The sequence below is a fragment of the Streptomyces sp. NPDC048415 genome (genome assembly GCF_040651675.1).
In the GTDB taxonomy this organism is placed as follows: Bacteria; Actinomycetota; Actinomycetes; order Streptomycetales; family Streptomycetaceae; genus Streptomyces.
Genome location: NZ_JBEZKJ010000005.1, coordinates 181,291 through 198,033, shown reverse-complemented (window position 1 = coordinate 198,033; position 16,743 = coordinate 181,291). Strand labels below are relative to the sequence as shown.

General features: G+C 64.5%; 11 protein-coding genes and 1 pseudogene. 1 reads left to right on the top strand and 11 read right to left on the bottom strand.

Annotated elements, in window-relative coordinates; all coding sequences use genetic code 11:
• Positions 1-367: 367 nt before the first annotated feature.
• From AB0D27_RS06395 to AB0D27_RS06370, 6 genes and pseudogenes are all read right to left on the bottom strand, one after another.
• Positions 368-769, bottom strand: a complete 402-nt coding sequence (locus tag AB0D27_RS06395; protein WP_362502816.1) for a hypothetical protein — start codon at positions 767-769, stop codon at positions 368-370.
• Between the two features lie 32 nt (positions 770-801).
• Positions 802-1,524, bottom strand: coding sequence for a hypothetical protein (locus AB0D27_RS06390; RefSeq protein WP_362502813.1), 723 nt, complete (start codon positions 1,522-1,524; stop codon positions 802-804).
• Between the two features lie 542 nt (positions 1,525-2,066).
• Positions 2,067-2,288, bottom strand: a pseudogene (locus AB0D27_RS06385) (transposase family protein); the annotation flags it as partial.
• Between the two features lie 134 nt (positions 2,289-2,422).
• Positions 2,423-3,013 carry a hypothetical protein gene (locus AB0D27_RS06380; protein ID WP_362502810.1) on the bottom strand — a complete coding sequence of 197 codons (591 nt, stop codon included), beginning with the start codon at positions 3,011-3,013 and terminating at the stop codon, positions 2,423-2,425.
• Between the two features lie 453 nt (positions 3,014-3,466).
• Positions 3,467-3,862 (bottom strand): hypothetical protein, encoded by a 396-nt coding sequence (locus AB0D27_RS06375; protein WP_362502808.1) that lies wholly within the window; start codon positions 3,860-3,862, stop codon positions 3,467-3,469.
• Positions 3,863-4,264: 402 nt separating this feature from the next.
• Positions 4,265-4,789, bottom strand: coding sequence for an SMI1/KNR4 family protein (locus tag AB0D27_RS06370; RefSeq protein ID WP_362502805.1), 525 nt, complete (start codon positions 4,787-4,789; stop codon positions 4,265-4,267).
• Positions 4,790-4,800: 11 nt separating this feature from the next.
• Here AB0D27_RS06370 and AB0D27_RS06365 point away from each other — a divergent pair, with 11 nt between their 5' ends.
• Entirely contained in the window at positions 4,801-5,325 is a 525-nt protein-coding gene (locus tag AB0D27_RS06365; RefSeq protein ID WP_362502802.1) for a DUF5753 domain-containing protein, read from the top strand.
• A gap of 366 nt (positions 5,326-5,691) precedes the next feature.
• On the opposite strand, the gene AB0D27_RS06360 is transcribed toward AB0D27_RS06365, so the two are convergent.
• From AB0D27_RS06360 to AB0D27_RS06340, 5 genes are all read right to left on the bottom strand, one after another.
• Complete coding sequence (locus AB0D27_RS06360; protein ID WP_362502799.1) at positions 5,692-6,213, bottom strand: SMI1/KNR4 family protein; 522 nt, start codon at positions 6,211-6,213, stop codon at positions 5,692-5,694.
• A gap of 300 nt (positions 6,214-6,513) precedes the next feature.
• Positions 6,514-7,020 (bottom strand): Imm1 family immunity protein, encoded by a 507-nt coding sequence (locus tag AB0D27_RS06355; protein WP_362502797.1) that lies wholly within the window; start codon positions 7,018-7,020, stop codon positions 6,514-6,516.
• Between the two features lie 301 nt (positions 7,021-7,321).
• Positions 7,322-7,474: a DddA-like double-stranded DNA deaminase toxin gene (locus tag AB0D27_RS06350; RefSeq protein WP_362502794.1), complete on the bottom strand. Its 153-nt coding sequence runs from the start codon at positions 7,472-7,474 to the stop codon at positions 7,322-7,324.
• Between the two features lie 114 nt (positions 7,475-7,588).
• The gene (locus AB0D27_RS06345; RefSeq protein ID WP_362502791.1) at positions 7,589-8,041 is read right to left on the bottom strand and encodes a hypothetical protein; all 453 of its coding nucleotides are present in this window, start codon (positions 8,039-8,041) and stop codon (positions 7,589-7,591) included.
• A 5-nt stretch (positions 8,042-8,046) separates the two neighbouring features.
• On the bottom strand, positions 8,047-16,713 hold the full coding sequence (locus AB0D27_RS06340; protein ID WP_362502789.1) for a DNRLRE domain-containing protein: 8,667 nt from the start codon (positions 16,711-16,713) through the stop codon (positions 8,047-8,049).
• Between the last annotated feature and the right edge of the window lie 30 nt (positions 16,714-16,743).

The following is a 16,743-nucleotide window of genomic DNA, read 5'->3' as shown; positions in this document are numbered from 1 at the left end:
GGCTGGACCACGGCTGCGGATCGGACCACAGAAAGCGCGGCTCGCCCAGCAGTTCCCGCAGGTGATCGAAGGTAGCCGTCACGTGCATGTCGTACCTCCCTTCGCTGGCTGGTTGATGATGGTGCAGTGCAGCGACTTGGACCCGAGGATCGTATGCATGTAGTCGAGGCTGGTCGGGACGCCGGAGTTGGCGTTCCCGTAGATCGGTGTGACACTGACGGCTCCCGCAATCGGCACAGGGCCGTGCCGTGCCGGAATGATCCGGCACGGCCACTGTCACCGAAACCGCCGCAAGGCTCACGTCACGCGCACAGCAGCGCGCCAAAGTTCCGCTCGTACGTCTGGGCGACGCGTGACACCACCGGCGCTACCCACAGGCGACGCGGTAGAAGTGGTGCAGTGAGTCGGCACCGGCAAAGCGGTCGAACGCCTTTGCCAACGGATTCCACAAGGCGCCGTCGGATGCCACCACGCCGAAGGCGTGACCGAACTTCCCGCGCGCTTCGGCGTCGAAATCGACCCAGCGCATTCCCCCATGACCGACCATCACCTGCCCCAGGTACGCACCGAAACCGAAGAGCGTCCCGCCGACGGCCTCTATCGGCGCGCCCTCGCCCCGGATACTGTCGATCAACTCGTCGGCCGCCACGAGGCTCTGCACCCTGTAGTCGAGCTCGACCCCGGAGATGTCCCGCGCAGCCACGACGATGTCGGACGCGAACCTGGGCCCGTTCTCTGCGATGGGCGGGTACTTCAGGTTGAATTTCATCGATGAGCGCTTCCTGCCGCTGCCGAATCTCATCACAGGCGGCTGCGGTCCGTGGGGACGGGTTCGAACGCCGGCGTGGGGCGCAGTACGTTGTCGATGTCGGCGACCTGCGGCGGAGCGATGAATTCGTTTTCCGCAGTGCCTCCGATGAGGATGCCTCCGTCAGAGGTTTCCACGGACTGCGCCATGAGTTCCACAGGTAGGCCCGCCTTCCGACCGGCAGACAGGTACGTGAGGAATCCTGCGCGCGGCGCCCTATTCTTGACCTGCACAGTGCCGCGCACGGCGTCCCACAACTCGTGCGAGGCGAGATCGGCCCAGTCGGGCTCCCATTCCTGCACCAGAACGCTGAAGCACTGCCGCGCGATCGTGACACAGTCCCGCACTTTAGCGTCCCGAGGCGGGTCGACTTTGAGGACAACATTGTTCTTAAGCGTCCGCAGCTCGCTGAACCCGCCAGCACTCGCATTGAACGTCAACTTTGCCCCGTTCGCCTGCGCCGCAGACGCCACCAGCACCACTCCCAACTCGGCTTCGGCCTCGGACAGTTTCGCGAACCGCTGCTCGACGAACGCCCTGGCCGCAACCGAACTTGCAAGCGGGAACCCGACTTCCTGCGCGTCGAGCCACTGCGTTGTTCCTCCGGGGAACAATTCAGCCAACCGTCCGCAGAATGCAGAGAGACGTTCAGCCAGACCCTCTGCCGTTTCGCGCCTCGGTCCCCAGAATCCGCGCATCATGAGTTGATCAGTCATGCCGAAATTCTAGTACCCCCGAAACGCGGACATGGGCCGCACCGGGCGACAAAGCACCCGGTGCGGCCCATGCATTACCCCTGAACCGAACTAGTCGTACGCCGGACTGACAGTTCGTCATCTTCTCCACCCGGACGGCGATGTCCAGGTCGTTCTCCTCAAATATCTTGCGTGCGGCCGTGGCCGCCTTCTCATTCGACATGACCCATTCGGCTGCCTTCCCATTCGCAGCTTGCATCTGACGGATTCCCTCTTCCAGGAACTTTTCCGTCATAAGCTTGGTCGGGTTTCCGTCCGCGTCGATCGGCGTGGTCGTCGTGGTCGCAGGTATCCGCTGGTCGCGCTGGTGAGAGCGGCGACCTACATGGTGGGTGGCCGGAGCGCGTTCGTGTGCGGCGGTCGGGCACTGGCTGCGGCGGGCACCCCAGGACGCCCTGGGGCGATCGTCATTCAGTAGGGTCGGGGACTGGCGCGGTCGCCTGTGAGGGCTCCGTTTCGAGCCCCCGCCCGTCAAACCATGCATGCGCTTCTCGCGCAGCAGGGGTTCCGTCCAGCAGGACGGACGCCTTTGCAGTTGCCGACCGGAGGGCTTCGGCGAGCGTGGGGGCGAGGGCGGCCAGGATCGCGACGGCCTCGTTGATGTGCCGGTAGGCGGTTGTGGTCCCGATGCCCAACCCGGCGACGAGTTGGGCGCAGGTGTGGCCGTTGCGCAGGTGGGCGAGGGTGAACAGGGCCTGCCGGCCAGTGCTCAGGCGCCGCCACCGCGCACACACGGCACCTTCGTGGATCTTGAAGCGTGGACAACTCCATGATCCACAGGGGCTGTGTTCGCCTACTTCCGGGGCTCGCCACCGACAGCAACCGACGCAACTTCGGGAAGCCCGTTTCCGGACGCTCTTCAGCGATCGGAAACTTCACCCCGGACCTGAACCGTACGACCGGCGGTGTCACCCGGCTCCACCCGGAACTCGGAGGCCAGCTGCCTGCCGGTTCGGGCCAGGACCCACTGGCGGTTCACGACGCGGCCGTCGACGATGAAGTCGTTTCGCAGGATGGGGAGGGCCAGCATGGCCGTGAACCACTCCGCGGCGCGTTCCGCGAGGAACTCGGGTGATCCCGAATGTTCGATCGCGGTTTCCAGGGTGCGCTCCAGCGTGTACAGCTGGTCGTGGAACTCGCCTCCGATGAGACGCGAGCCGGTGAAGAACGCCCCGACCGTGAAGATGTGCGCGTCCGACTCGGAGACGGGGTCCCGCAGGTCCAGAGTGACCAGGAGCTCGGTGCGGTTCTCGAAGACGGCGAAGGTCGCGTACGTGTCGTCCGGGTCGCAGGACCACGCGCCGGCCGCCGCCCGCTCCCGCAGGGTGGTGACGAAACGCAGACCTTCCTCGGTGGGTTCCAGCTCCGGGTCGATATCGAACCAGACGCCGCTCTCTGCGGCGTCGTCGAGACCTGAGTGGGGGGTGGAGGTGTTGTGGTGCTCGTTCATGTGTATGCCTCGCTCGGCCCTGAGGGCGGACCCTGATCCCGGGGGGCCTGGGCCGGCGCCGAAGTCGGTGCCGAGGCCGGCGCCACGATCGGCGCCGTCCGTGATTGCCTGGACGTCGGAGTGCGGGTTGTAGGTGTAGTAGGTGAAGTCCTTGCTTTCCGTCCGAGTTGTGGACGACCTGCTCGAGCCGCTCACCCATGGGCGAGTACTGGTATGACTTCTTCAGGATGCCGTCCACGGTCTCACTGACGACCGCGCTGCCCATCGACAGGTAGTCGAAGACCGTGGATTTCGCCGAGCTGGTGCCGGCGCCGCTGACCTCGCTGACCGTACGGCCGAACGCGTCGTACGTGTAGTCGGTCTTGACGAGGCCGGTGCCGTTGTTGTTCTGCTGGGAGGCGATCCTGTCGTAACCGTCGTAGGTGTACTTCTCCAGAACCGTTCCGGCGCCGGTCATCGTGTCCATCCGCCCGAACGGGCGTAGTTGTACTTGATCGTGCCCGAGGGGGTGGTGCTGTACAGCAGACGGTTGCGCGCGTAGGTGTTGTTGGTGGTGGTTCCGCCCACGGTCTGCGACGTGATGTCGCTGTTGTCGTCGTAGGCGTAGTTCTGGGCGCCGGTGCCGTCGGAGTTGCGAACCGAGGCTGTCTGGTCACACGGTGTGTACGTGCTGGTGCTGGTCCGCGACAGATGGGCGCCGTGATCGTCGGCGTTCTGTGTGGTGGAAACGTCCTGCGTCTGGTTGCCGTTGGGGTCGTACTGCAGGGCGTGCCCGGCCACCATCGCGCCGCCCAAAGTCCGCTCCGTCTCCGTCTGGAGCGAGCTGTTCAGGTAGTAGTCGAACGTCACGACGTTGCCGTTGGCCTTGGTCTCCGTAGCGAACCGGCCGGTCGGCGTACGGGTGTAGGACGTGGACTTCGACGGGTCGTTCGCGCTCCTGGATCACCAGGTAGTCCTGGATTGTCCCGGATCCGTACACCGCAATGAACTTCCGGTAGCCGCACGGGAATTCCTTGCCCCACGACTCGCTCATACGCGTCCAATCAACCGATACATCAAGTTCGGTCGCGGACAGCATGGGCCGCTGGAGCCTCTCCCATTCGAGCACTTCGGTCATCGATCTCTCCCCCCCCAGATGATCAACCCATTCCATGTGCACCCCTCCTGCACGGAGGGTGAGGCTCCGCCCCGGACGCACCGGAGCGGAGCCTCACCCATCGGACGACGGCAGAGATTCCGCCGCCTGCTACATCATTCGTACGCCTCGAAGAACGGACGCTCCACCTTTCCCGCAACGGAGAACGGACGGAAGTCGCGATCTGTCAGCACGCGATAGATGAATTCCGTGGTCGAGATTTCGAAACGGTGCCAGTCCTCCAACGGATCGGTTCGGGCCACAATCGGCCATTGCGCGGGTGGTGTTGCGGCGTCGGCGAGCCAGTAGTACTGGTCCTCCGTGAGTGAGTTCCCCCAGAGGATGAGTCCGCTACCGCAGCTGTCGAACACCTCATAGGGGTCGAAGAGCGACCTCAGTTGACCGCTCCCCCAGCGCCGCCGCTGCGACTTCCAGCGCCCCAGCAGACCGTACGAGTCGATGGCATTCGGTGGCAGCAACTCCAGATACCCACTGAAAGCGCCGTGCCGAAACGCCTCACAGAGCTCCTTGTAGTCCGCCGGAAGTTGCGTCCCGAACTGCTCCTCGATGTCATCCCAGTCCACATCCCGCCGTTCAGCCTCCCAGCGAGTGGCGGAGATGCTCTCGTCAAGCCTGTCCATGGCGCCTCTCCTTGTTTCCTTCACCTACTGCTCTGTTCCCGGGCCTGTTGCAGACACCGGACTATGCGCGGACAGTGATCACGGAAGCTTGGGAGACCGAAGGCCCTGACCAGGTGGAACGGCTGGTCGAGGTTCGCACCCTCCGGCAAGAGCTTCTCACCCGTCCCCGCCCCATCGAGCTACGTGCCTTCCTCTGCGAAGCAGCACTTGACCAGCGCATCGGCGGCCCATACACCATGCGCGCCCGCGTGCACCACTTGCTCGAGGCCTCCCGCCTCCCCCACCTGACTCTGCAAGTGCTACCGCACAGCGCAGGCGCACATCCCGGGCTCAACGGCTCATTCACCGTGCTGGGCTTCAGCGAAGGCGCGGAACCCGACGTGGTCCTCGTCGAGAATCTGACGAGTAGCCTCTATTTCGAGGACAAGCGCGAACTGGCTCGCTACCAGTGGACCTTTGAGCGACTCACCGCCATGGCAGCGTCTCCCCGCGAATCCGCATCCCTCATCAAGAAGGCAGCGAAGGAGCTTTCATGAGCACGCGCCGCCCCCAGGTGCTCGATGACGAAAACGCGTACCCGGTCCCGCAGCCCGCTCCAGCTCCAACTCGTCGTGCGGAGCAGGTGCTTGATCTTGTCCGGGCCCTACTCGCCCATATACGCAGCAATCTGCCAGAGTTCTTCCGCTCCACCGGACCCAGCAGCGCCTTCAGGTACGCCCACCAACCCCGCCTGTAGTACCGGCGGCGGACATTGCCACCTACCCCATCATTTATGGGAAAAAATACCCGTCGATCAGCGGAGCCCCACCATTGAATGGTCGGTCCCGTTTCATCTTCACGGAGAAATCTTCACACGGTGGTACCCCCTGCCACCAGGACAGGAGATACCACCGTGATCATTTTCAGGGCAGGAATTCCCAGAACGGGCGGTCAGGCGCGAAGTTGCGAGAACACACCGTCACGTCCTCACCCCTGAGATAAGCCAGCAACCAGTCGTTGAACGTCATCTCGTGGAGAATGTGGGCCGGACTGTCGAGCTCCTGAACCAGGACGCGCCAGGGCGACGAGGGTTCATCAGGAACGCGAAGGAATACCCATTCCCCCGTCGTGGCCGACGCCACCGGCATCAACTCACCGGGGTTCGCCCCTAGCGGACTGGGCAGGAACTCTGCCATGTCCTCCTCGCGCCAGAATTCAAGATCCTCCCTGATGGTCTCTCGCAGACTGTGCAGAAGATGGCTGGCGGGGTGCTCCAGATACAACTGCCCGTTGATCTGAATCGAACCGTAGGCGTTCACGATCTCACGGAAGTCCGCAGGGAAATCGATACCGAACTCCTGCTCCATTTCGATCCAGGGCACCGGATCCGACCAGTTGAACCGTGGTTCACCCAACAGGGCTTGGATCTCTGAAAGCGTTGCCACCACTATGCCCCTTTTAGCACGTCGAGCCGATGCCAGTCCTGGAGTTGACCGCAGTACACGAGAAACTGTTCACGATGTTCCCCTGGGATCCGTATTCAGTCATTCCCACCTGAACTCCCCCTTGATTCCGCGCCAGACACTGTCGACGAATGCGCTGGTTCCCATGGTCATCAACCCACTCGAGCACGCTCCATGAAGCCCAATTGGCCTCCAGCCAAAGCTGACGGCCAATCACGAAAGATCGAGGTTGATTCCGAAGACGCAAATTGCCACTATGGCGATCGCCTCGCCATTTAGTCGTCAATCGTGGCGTTGCCCGTTCATCTCTCCATGGACCCACTCGACGCATTCAGGGCGGTCACCAGTTCCAAGTCGGCAGAACTCCTCAAGCGCGGTGCGAATTTGACCAACTGGAAGAGTGCTCCTTGGGTCAAAGAAGTACGGCACCCCAGGGTCGGATACTACGCGTGGATCGAAATCCGGCGGGCCGGGATTATCGGACACCCAAATATGCTCAGAAATATCATCTCTAGCAACTCGCTCTTGGGTTGCAAACCAAACGAGCCCGCCATAACCAGTCTCCGAGTTGACCGCAACCTGAAGGGTATTGTCAGGCCACCAGTCACGCACAGATTCCGAGTGACGCCCATCAGCGAACATGAAGGACGCAATCTCACCCGGCCGAACCCACTGTTGATCACGTCGCTCAAAGCGAAGGTTTTTCATTACCTCCACAATTAGTGCTGCTTTTTCCGGCCAGGTCTCGGCATAGTGATAGCGATTATGGATCACTGCATTGAGAATCACGACGCGATCATTCCAGCCATAATCATTGGCATACGATGGAGCCTTTGGACTGGATTACCTTAATCCCGAATTTGGTTAACCAGCAGCCAAATCGCCCAAGGTTGTCGCAGGTGCACATGAGGGGGCCTGGTCAAGCGCGCGGCGACTACGCACGCTGAGGATGTGGGTAGTTTCCGCGCTTCCGTCTTGCCGAATGCATTTCCCGTTGAGTCGAAGATTCGGCCGGTTGTCGCACTCACATCGGTAAGCTCGCTCTGCCGCTATCGCTATCGCTACCGTATGACAACCGGCCGGATTAGAACTACGGTGCGGCCGCCGCTCCCGGTATAATTGTCGGCTCCGTTGCGCCAGGGTACCACACGGACATGCTGGACCCTTCGGGCAGGATTGCCCTAATTGCTTTTTGGCATCCATTGTCGATTTCACGGCAATCGCTGCCTCCGGCTGGTCCCACGGCCAACTCCAGGACACTTCATCTGCGCCGGCAGGCTGTAGCTGCCGAATGGCTCGCCACCCAGACTGCTTGTCTGAGCGGCGAGCCAATTGTTTACCGCTTCACTCTTGCGTTCTACCTGGAGAAGGGAATCGCAAGGCCGATTGCGGCGCATTCATCGGGCCACCGACCCCGCTCGACCCCCACGGCACGGAGCGCCGCGTTGATCGGTCTGTCGACTGCCTCCATCAAGCCGTCGGCCTGGCCTTCCTCCCACACGGACGAAGTCGAAACGACTGCATCCGTAGTGACGATGGAAGACTCCCTTCCCGGCTGCGCCTCGATGAAGACGACGTTTCCGCGGAGCTCCTCGCATCCGGCACATCGCAGGACCACGGACATGAAATAGTCCAGCTCCCCCGCGTCGTCCGGATTGTCCGCGAGCTCTGCGCCGATACAGTCCCAGATCTCCTCGGTCAGGGGCAGCAGGACCTTGCCCTGGCCGAGCGGGACGAACCGCTCCGCAACTCCGGTTGCGCCGAGAGACTGCTCGTGCAGGACGAGTGCGGACTGGACCTCATCGTCCACAGGACTCACCCTCCCACTGCGTACAGGTTGACGTTGATTCCATATTGCTCACCGTAGGAGACGATCTTCTGGAAGGCGGCCAGCTGCGAGTCCGAGGCCCCGGCGGGGAAGGCGATCTTCAGCTGGTTGGTCTTCACCATGTCAGGGGTGACCGACACCCCGCCCCCAGAGGCACCGTTCTTCGAGAAGTTCACCATGTCCTGGACGTACTTCTTCCCCGTCGACGCGATGGCCGAGTTGGAGAACTTGTACGTGTCGCGGCGCCAGTCGATGGTCTTCACACTGGCTGCTGTTCCGCTCTCCGCGTCCCATACGTCGATATAGGGGAAGCGATCCGGGAGGTTCCCTCCGAGTTCGGACTCGATCGTGTCTCTCTCCGCCTGTCCCCAGGGGTTGTTCAGGCCCTCGATGTCGATGGACTCCGGCTCGGCCGCCTTGGACGAGCCGCCACCGGCCGATCCGCTGTCGGAGCTGCGCAGATTGCCCAGGTCCTTGCCGAGGCCGGTCGCTCCGTCGACAGCCATCGTGGCCCCACCGGCCGCAGTCGCGAAGCCGGATACGGCCAATGCGCCGCCCGCCACACACGCCCCGCCGAGGGTCTCGATACCGCCGGCAATGCACATGGCAGCGCCGCCCAACATCATGTCGGCGCCGCCGAACATGCCCGCCACACCGAGACCGGTCTCGAGCAGGTCGCCGCCGATGTTGGACAGGGTGTCGGAGTTGTCGGAGACCCAGTCCGCGGCGTCCGAGCACCAGTCGCACCAACTGTGACCGTCGAGCTCGATGTTGGTGGCCGGATTGCCTCCGGCGAAGGCGTACCGGTTACCGGTGAACGGGTCCGCGCCGAGGTTCATGTCGGCCAGGGCACCGCTGTACATGTCCCGGGTGGTGAAGCGGTTCAGCCCCGGGTCATAGTTCCGGAAGCCCATGTCGTACGTGCCGGACTGGGCGTCCCACCGCTTTGCGTTGTAGCGGTAGGGGTTGTACGCCTCCTTGGTCGGGTCGGCGGGGTCCGGCTTGTCGATCCCGGTGAATTCCGAGTCGTCGGTGTTGCCGTAGGCGGTGTACCCGTAAGTGGCCTTGGTGTCGCCGTTCTTGTCCGTGAGGGTCTCGACGTCGGAGTGGCTGTTGTAGCCGTAGTAGCCGTCCTCGGTCGTGCCGTCGCTGTTGTGCTTGACCTGCGACAGGCGCTCGCCCCACGGGCTGTACTGGTACGACTTGGTCAGCGTGCCGGCGACCTTCTCGTCCAGGACCTCGTTCGACAGACCCAGGTACTCGTAGTCCGTCGTCTTGCCTGCCGCCGTCTCCGAGGCGGTGCGATCCAGCGGGTCGAAGGTGTAGGTGGTCGACTTCATCGCGCCCGTGTCGTCCATCTTCTGGGACTCCACGACGTGGTCGAAGCCGTCGTACACGCTTCGCGAGATGATCTTTCCGCCTGAGGTAACGGACTCCTGGCGGCCGAACGGGTCGTAGTTGTACTTGGCGGTGGCACTACCGACCGCGGCGCTCAGCAGACGGTTGCGGTCGTACTCGAACGTGGTCGTGGTGCCCTTGGCCGTCTGGCTGATGACGTTGGCGTTGTTGTCGTGGACGTACGTCTCGGTGCCCGCACCGTTACCGGTCTTCACCGTCTGCTTCAGCCGGTCGGCAGGGTCGTAGGTGTAGTCCGTGGTGGAGTCGAGGTACGCCGCGTGGTTGTCGGCGTTCATCTTCTTCGCCACGTCCTGCGACTTGTTGCCGTTGGGGTCGAAGGCGTAGGTGTGCGAGGAGACGAGGGTGCCGTTGGGCTTCTTCTCCGTCGTCGACTTGAGCGCGGCGTCCAGGTAGTACGTGTAGTCGACCGTGTTGCCGTTGGCCTTGGTCTCCTTCAGCTTCTGGCCGCGGTCGGTGTACGTGTACGAGGTCACCTTCGGCGAGGCGTCCGTGGCGGACTTGCCGACCGAGACCGTCTTCACCAGGTCACGCAGGTCGTAGGTGTACTTGGAGAACTGGTCGGGGTGCGTGATCGTGTCCGACAGGCCGTTCGCGTCGTACGTGTACGACGTGGACTTCTTCTCTGTGCCGGCCAGCGACTCGGTGACCTTCTGGACCTGGTTGAGGCCCGTGTAGGTGATCCCGTAGTTGTCGATCTTCGCGGTCGACGAGGTGTCGTCGACCTGGGTCAGGTTGCCGTTGAGGTCGTAGGAGTAGGCGAAGTTGTCCTTCTCCGTGTCCGCCGGGTCGCCGGTGGTGTCCCGGACGAGCTTGACGGCGTCCGCCACCACGACTCCGCCGCTGTTCTGGAACAGCTGCAGCTTCGCCGCGTTGCCCTGCTTGAAGGCGAAGGAGCCCAGCGAGACCCAGGTGCCCTGGTTGGCGGTGGCGTTCTGGTCGATCGTCTTGTCAGTCGTCCCGCCGTCGTACGTCACCGTGTACTTCGCCGTCGTCGCGGCGCCCGTCACCTTCGGGAACTTCACGTACGCGGCGTACGTGCCGTCCTTGGGGATGTTGAGCGTCCACGTGTAGGCGTCCGTGCCGGTGCCGGCCGCGTGGGTCTCGTGGTTGTAGCCCTGCTGACCGGTGACGTCTCCCTTCGTCCAGGTGCCGGTCTTCGACGTGTTCTGGGTGTCGGAGTTGTCGACCAGGACGACCGACTTGCCCGCCGGGACACCGTCGTCCGACCGGGACTTCAGCGAGCCGTCGGGGTAGTACGACCACGACATCGTGCGGTCCGAGGAGCCGCCCGCCGAGGTCAGGGTCCGCTTGGTCTGCTGACCCAGCTCGCTGTAGTCGTAGGTCGTGGTGATGTCCCACGGGTCCGTGGACGACCTCGCCCAGCCGTTGTCGAAGTAGCTGTAGGTGGTGTCGTTGCGGACCGTCTCGCCGTCCGACGGCGGCAGCGAGGTCTTCGCCACCTGGCCCACCTTGTCGTACGTCGTCTCCGTGTAGACGTTCGGGTTGTTGTAGCGGGAGTCCGCCGGGTCGTAGGGCTGGTACTGCTTGGCCGGGCGGCTCAGCTCGTCGTACGACGTGCGGACCGTGAAGGCGTCGGTGGAACCGGCCGCCGTCGCCCGCGGCGTGAGCACCTTGGTGGTGTTGCCGACCTGGTCGTACTCGTACTTCGTCGACCGTGTCGTGGTGCCCTCGTGCGGGACTTTGACCTCGGTCTGCTTGCCGCGCTCGTCGTAGGTGATGAGCGTGGTGTTGTTCTCGGCGTCCGTGGCCGAGGTGACCAGGCCGTCCTTGTCGTAGCCCTCCTTGGTGGTCTTGCCTGCTGCGTCCGTGACAACCGTGACCCGGTGGTCCAGGTCGTAGTCGGTCTTGGTCGTGTAGTCGGTCGTGTCGGCCGTCGCGTTCTTCTTCGGGTCGATGACCTTGGTGACGTTGCCGACGTTGTCGTACTCGTACGAGAGCTTGTCGCCCTTCGCGTTGATCACGGAGGTGAGCTGATAGATCTCGTCGTAGTAGTTCGTCGTGACGTAGTCGGTCGCATCCGTCGTCGTCGCCGTGCCCTTGGGCTCGGTCGTCGTCTTCAGGTTGCCGGCCTTGTCGTACGTGTACGACGTGGTGCGCGGGGCGGTCTGGTTGTTCGCCGGGGCGGTCGCCGAGGTGACCTGGTCCGCGTTGTCGTACACCGCTGTCGAGACCGCGCCGTTGGGTGCCGTCGACCTGGTGACGTTGTCGTTCTCGTCGTACACCGGCGCCGGGGTGGTGATCACGACACCGGATTCCTTCGGCACCGTGTTGATCAGCGGCCGCCCGAACGTGTCGTACGTCTGCGTGGTCACCTTGCTGTTGGCGTCGGTGACCTGGGTGACCTGGCCGCGGGCGTCGTACTCGTACGTCGTCGAGTTGGACTTCGCGTCCGTGATCGTCGCCGGGTAACCGGTGGGTCCGAAGCCGCTGTACGTGGTGGCGTGGCCGTTGGCGTCGGTTGCCTTGGTCAGTTCGCCGTAGGCGTCGTACTCGTACGACGTGGTGTAGTCCCCGGCCGTCGGCGTCGCGACACCCTTCGGGTCCGTGACCGTCTTCACGTTGCCGAACGAGTCGTACCCGAACTGCCAGGCACGCCCCTCCGGCGACGTCTTGCGGAACAGGTCCGCAGAGAAGCCGTCCGCACGCGTCTGGTACTCGAACTTCGCCGCGTTCGCCGGCCACTTGGAGGTGTCCGAGACACAGGTGGTCGTCTGGTCCGGCACGCCCGCCTTGTTGTTCTCCGCGTCGCGCTGCCAGAGCGGGTAGCCCGTCTTCTGGTCGTAGCAGTACGCGGTCTTGGCGCCGTTGTCCTCCTCCAGGTACGTGACGTTGTTGTCGGCGTCCCAGCTCATCTTCGCGGTCTGGGACTTGGCGTTGGTCGTCTGGACCGGGCGGCCGAAGTCGTCCGTCACGTACTTCGTGGCGTGCGTCTCGGCATCCGTCACCGTGCTGTCGGTGAACTTCGTGTTCGCGGTGTCCGCCGCGTATGCGAAGCCCGTCGCCCCGTTCAGACGGTCCGTGATCGTCTTCGTCCACCAGTGGTACTTCGGGTCGTCGCCGGTCTGGGGCGCGTAGTACGCCAGCTTGGTGTCGTGGCCGCGCGGGTCCGTGGCCGTCACCAGCTTGACGTTCTTGTTGCCCTGGGTGGCGTCGTAGGTGAACTTGAAATTCTTCGGCTGGCTGGAGCCGTCACCGTCGGTGAACTGACCGAGCAGGCCCTCGACCGTGTAGAAGAAGGAGACCTTGCGGCCCGAGATGTCCGTGATGGACTTCACGTGGTCGTAGATGTCCGGGTCGGTCAGGCTCGTGCCCGTGACCTTGGCGCCCGTACCGTCGATGTAGCTGTAGGACGCGTCACCCTTCTTGTAGTAGTCGAGCGTCAGGGACTGCCGGCCCGCCGGGTCGGTGACGTAGGCGAGGAACTTCGCCGCCTTGCCCTGGGTCTTGTGCTGCTCGTAGGTGTACGTCTGCGTGTTGCCGTTCTTGTCGACCACCGACGTCAGATAACCGTCACAGCCGAAGAGGAACCGCGTCCCGTCCGGCCGGAGAAGGGTCCACGCGTCGGGCACGGGGTCCTTGTCCGGGGTGCAGTCCAGACCCGCCTTCATCGTGATGCGGTAATGGACACCCGCAGGGGCCTTCCACGACCCGTCCGGCTGCTTGGTGAAGACGTGCGTGGTGCCGTCACCGTCCGGCAGACGGATCTCCGAGGCGTTCTGAACCGGGTTCGGGTGGAAGTCCAGCTGCGCGCCGAGCCGGATCGGCCCGCCCAGCTGTGCCGACCAGCCCGCGCCCGCGCCACCGGTCGTGTTGTCGGTGTCCAGCGAGTTGTACGCGAACCGCGCGAAGGTCGTCAGGCCACGCCCCGGGTTGCTGAACGCGTTGTACGACCACACGGTGTTGCCGGAGGCGAGGTTGTTCATGACCGTCGAGCCGGCGCCCGTGTTCTTACCCGTGTAGGAGTAGAACTTCTCCAGACCGAGCGCGTTCGACGTCGGGTCCTCGACCGCCACGTTCTGCTTCAACGTGGGGATGCCACCCGTGCCCGCCGACAGCCAGCTGCCGTCGGAGACCTTCTTGACGTCCCAGCCGAGTACGTACTTGGTGCGCTTGCTGCCCGAGTCCGAGTTGATCGGCGTCTTGACCTGCGCCTGGATCGTCGTCGACTGGCCCGGGGACAGCGGCGGGATCGCGGTGGACAGCTGGTTGCCGCCCGTCGTCGCGTCCGTGCCGTCGGGGAGCTGCCAGGTGTACGACAGGACCCGCTCACCGCTCGCCCACGCGCTCGACGTGGTGTTGGTGACCGTGAAGTCCACCGTGTACGTCGAGTTCGGGGTCATACGGGCCGGAGTCTGCGGCGCGTAGTACGTGTCGTCCGTCGTGGAGTCGACGTAGATGACGCGCAGCAGCGGGCCGATCTGCGGATCGGCTGCCTCCGAGGCCAGGAACATCGTCTGCTCCTGCGGGCCCGTGGAGGTCTCGTCCTTCAGCTTGATCAGGGCGCCGTGGTTGGAGGACGCGGTGCGGGTCCAGCCCTGAGTGAGAGAGGTCGCGTCCCACCAGTGGCGGCCGACGTCGGAGACCGAAGCCACCGTGTCGGAGACGGTGCCCGAGTAGTCACCGCCCGCCGTCGTCCACGCCGTGCCGGTAGCGGCGCTGTTCCAGGTGGCCTGGGTCTCGTTGAAGTCCTTGTTCAGACCGTGGAGTTCGTAGATCGCACCGTTGGTCTTGGTGGTGGTCTCCGCGCCCCACATGAACAGGCGGGACTCCAGCACCGTGGCCGTCGTCGGGATCGCGCTGGTCGGGAACTTCATGACCGCGCGGGTCTTCTCGGTGGAGTTCGTGGGCGTGTTGTTGCCCACGCTCAGCCACTTCTGGCCCACTCCGTCCCGGCCGATGGTGTCCAGGTTGGTGGTCGGGGTCGCGGAGGACAGGGTGGTGTCCGTGACGCCGGCCGTGGTGCCCTGGATCAGGCTCATCGTGCGGCCCGCCTTGGGCACGCCGACGATGCGGGTGGGCGAGCCGAGGACCTGGCCGCCCTTCGTCTTCACCGCGAGCTGGTAGTAGTACGACCTTCCGATCTCCACCGAGGAGGAGTCCGGCGTCGGGGTCGCGGTGGTGTCGGTGTACGCCGTCGCCGACTTGTCGATCGGCGCCACGAGCGTGGCCGCGGACGGGGTGAACGCCTGCTGCGTGGAGCGGTGCAGCTGGTACTCGACGATGTCGTTGCTCGGGTCACCGGTGGTGTTCGCGTACGCCTTCCAGGACAGCTCCGGGCCGGTGCCGTGGACCACGGTGGGCGAGTTCAGCGTGGTGCCGACCTTGCCGTACGTCACCGTCAGCCGCGGGATCGTGGAGGTCTCACCGCCGTAGTCGCCGTCACCGGCCTCGTAGCGCGGACCGCCGATCGGGCCGGCTGTCGACTCGTCGGCGGCCTTGAGGATGAACCCGTTGTTGGTCGAGGTGCCGTCCAGCCACTGCTGCACGGTGTCCGTCACCGGGAACTTGTGCCACTGGCTGTACTCGCCGATGTCCTTGTTGATCATCGCCGGGTTGGTGAAACGGACCGCGTCCGCGATCACCGACGTGGTCGCGGAGGCCGGGCCGTCGCCCAGGACGACCTTGCCGGCCGTACCCGCCGCGAAGTCGATCTGCGCACCGCTCGCCAGCGGGGCCCAGACACCGTTGGTGCCGGACTGCTGGTTCACCGTGTAGGTGGTGGAGCCGGCCTTGGACGTCACCGTGTACGGGGCGTTGGTGGCGCGGTCGGTGGCGGCGACGTAGTGCGCGTCGACCTGGTAGGTGCCCGCGTCCTTGATGTTCGGCTGCCAGGTGTAGGTGTCGCCGGCGACCGTGTCCTTGTTGTAGTGGTAGTCGCCGCCGATGCCGTACTGCGCGAGCGAGGACGTCGTCGCCGGCCAGGAGCCGGTGGCCGCCGTGGTCCCCGGGTCGCCGTCGTCCACCGTGTAGCTGGTGCCGGACAGCTCACCGACGTACGAGCTGGTGCCGTTCCAGGTCGCCGACGTCTCGTCCCAGGTGCCGGTCGCCCGGTGCACCTCCACCGGCACCTTCGTGCCGCCGCCGTCGTGCGCGTTGTCGAAGTACATCTCCAGGCGCGCCGAGTCGATCTTCGTGCCCGAGGGGATCTCGCTCAGCGGGAACTTGATCAGGGAGCGGGCCGTGCCGGTGGCCGTACGGCCCACCGCCAGCTTCCAGGAGGTGTTGAAGTTCGACGTCGGCTGGTCCGACAGGACCATCGTGTCCTGCGAGTCCGACGGCGACGGCGTGATCGTGATCGTGGGGTCGATCACCACCGGGTACTGACGGTGCTTGGACGCCAGCCACTTCGCGTCGGGCGCGACGGTCAGCTTCCAGTGCTTGCCGTCCCGGGTCAGCTTCTGCCGTACGGCCGTGCTGTAGGTCTTGCCGAAGACGGACTTGTCCGCCTTCTTCGCGTCCGTCATGAACGGCGCCGGGATCACCATCACCGGGGTGTTCGGCAGCGCGCCGTACAGGGCGATCGAGCCGTCCTTGCGCGCCCGCGGCACCAGACCGTCGGTGTCGAGGGTGAAGGTGAACTTCACGGGACCGGTGGGCCGTTCGGCGAGGGTGATGTTCTCCTTCACCCGGCCGGGGCCGACGCCGTACTGCAGGTCCGCGCCGTGCGCCGCGTCCTTGTAGGTGACCGTCGAGCCCTTCACGGCCGGCTTCAGCGCGCCATGCGTGCCCTCCAGACCGAGGGTGACCGTACGGCCGTCCGGGGACTGGAAGCGGATCAGGTGATCCGCTTCCGAGCCGAACCAACTCCGGCCCTCATTGGTGGTGTTGGCGAAGTCGAAGCCCTTGGCGTCCGTCCGGTGGACGGCCGTGTCGATCGGCTTCCAGGTCGCCTTCTTGCCGGAGCCCGAGCGGTACGACGTCGGGATCGCCGACAGTTCCGCCTGCACCTGGCCGTCGGACAGCTGCCAGAACCGCGCGGTCGAGGTGCGCCGGCTCTTCAGCTCCTTGACCCTCCTGGCCTTCGGGGCGTTCTTGCCCCTCGGCAGCTTCTGGCGGTCGGCCACGTCCAGCTCGTCGTGGGACGGCGGCTTGGCGAGCTGGTGATGGTCGTCGCCGCCGAACCAGCCTTCGACGGTATCGACAATCCCCTTTCCGCCACCGTCATCGTCCGTGGACGAGGCAGCGTAGGCGAATTGTGGCAGCGCGGTACTCACGACCGCGGACACCACAAGGCAGGAGATCAC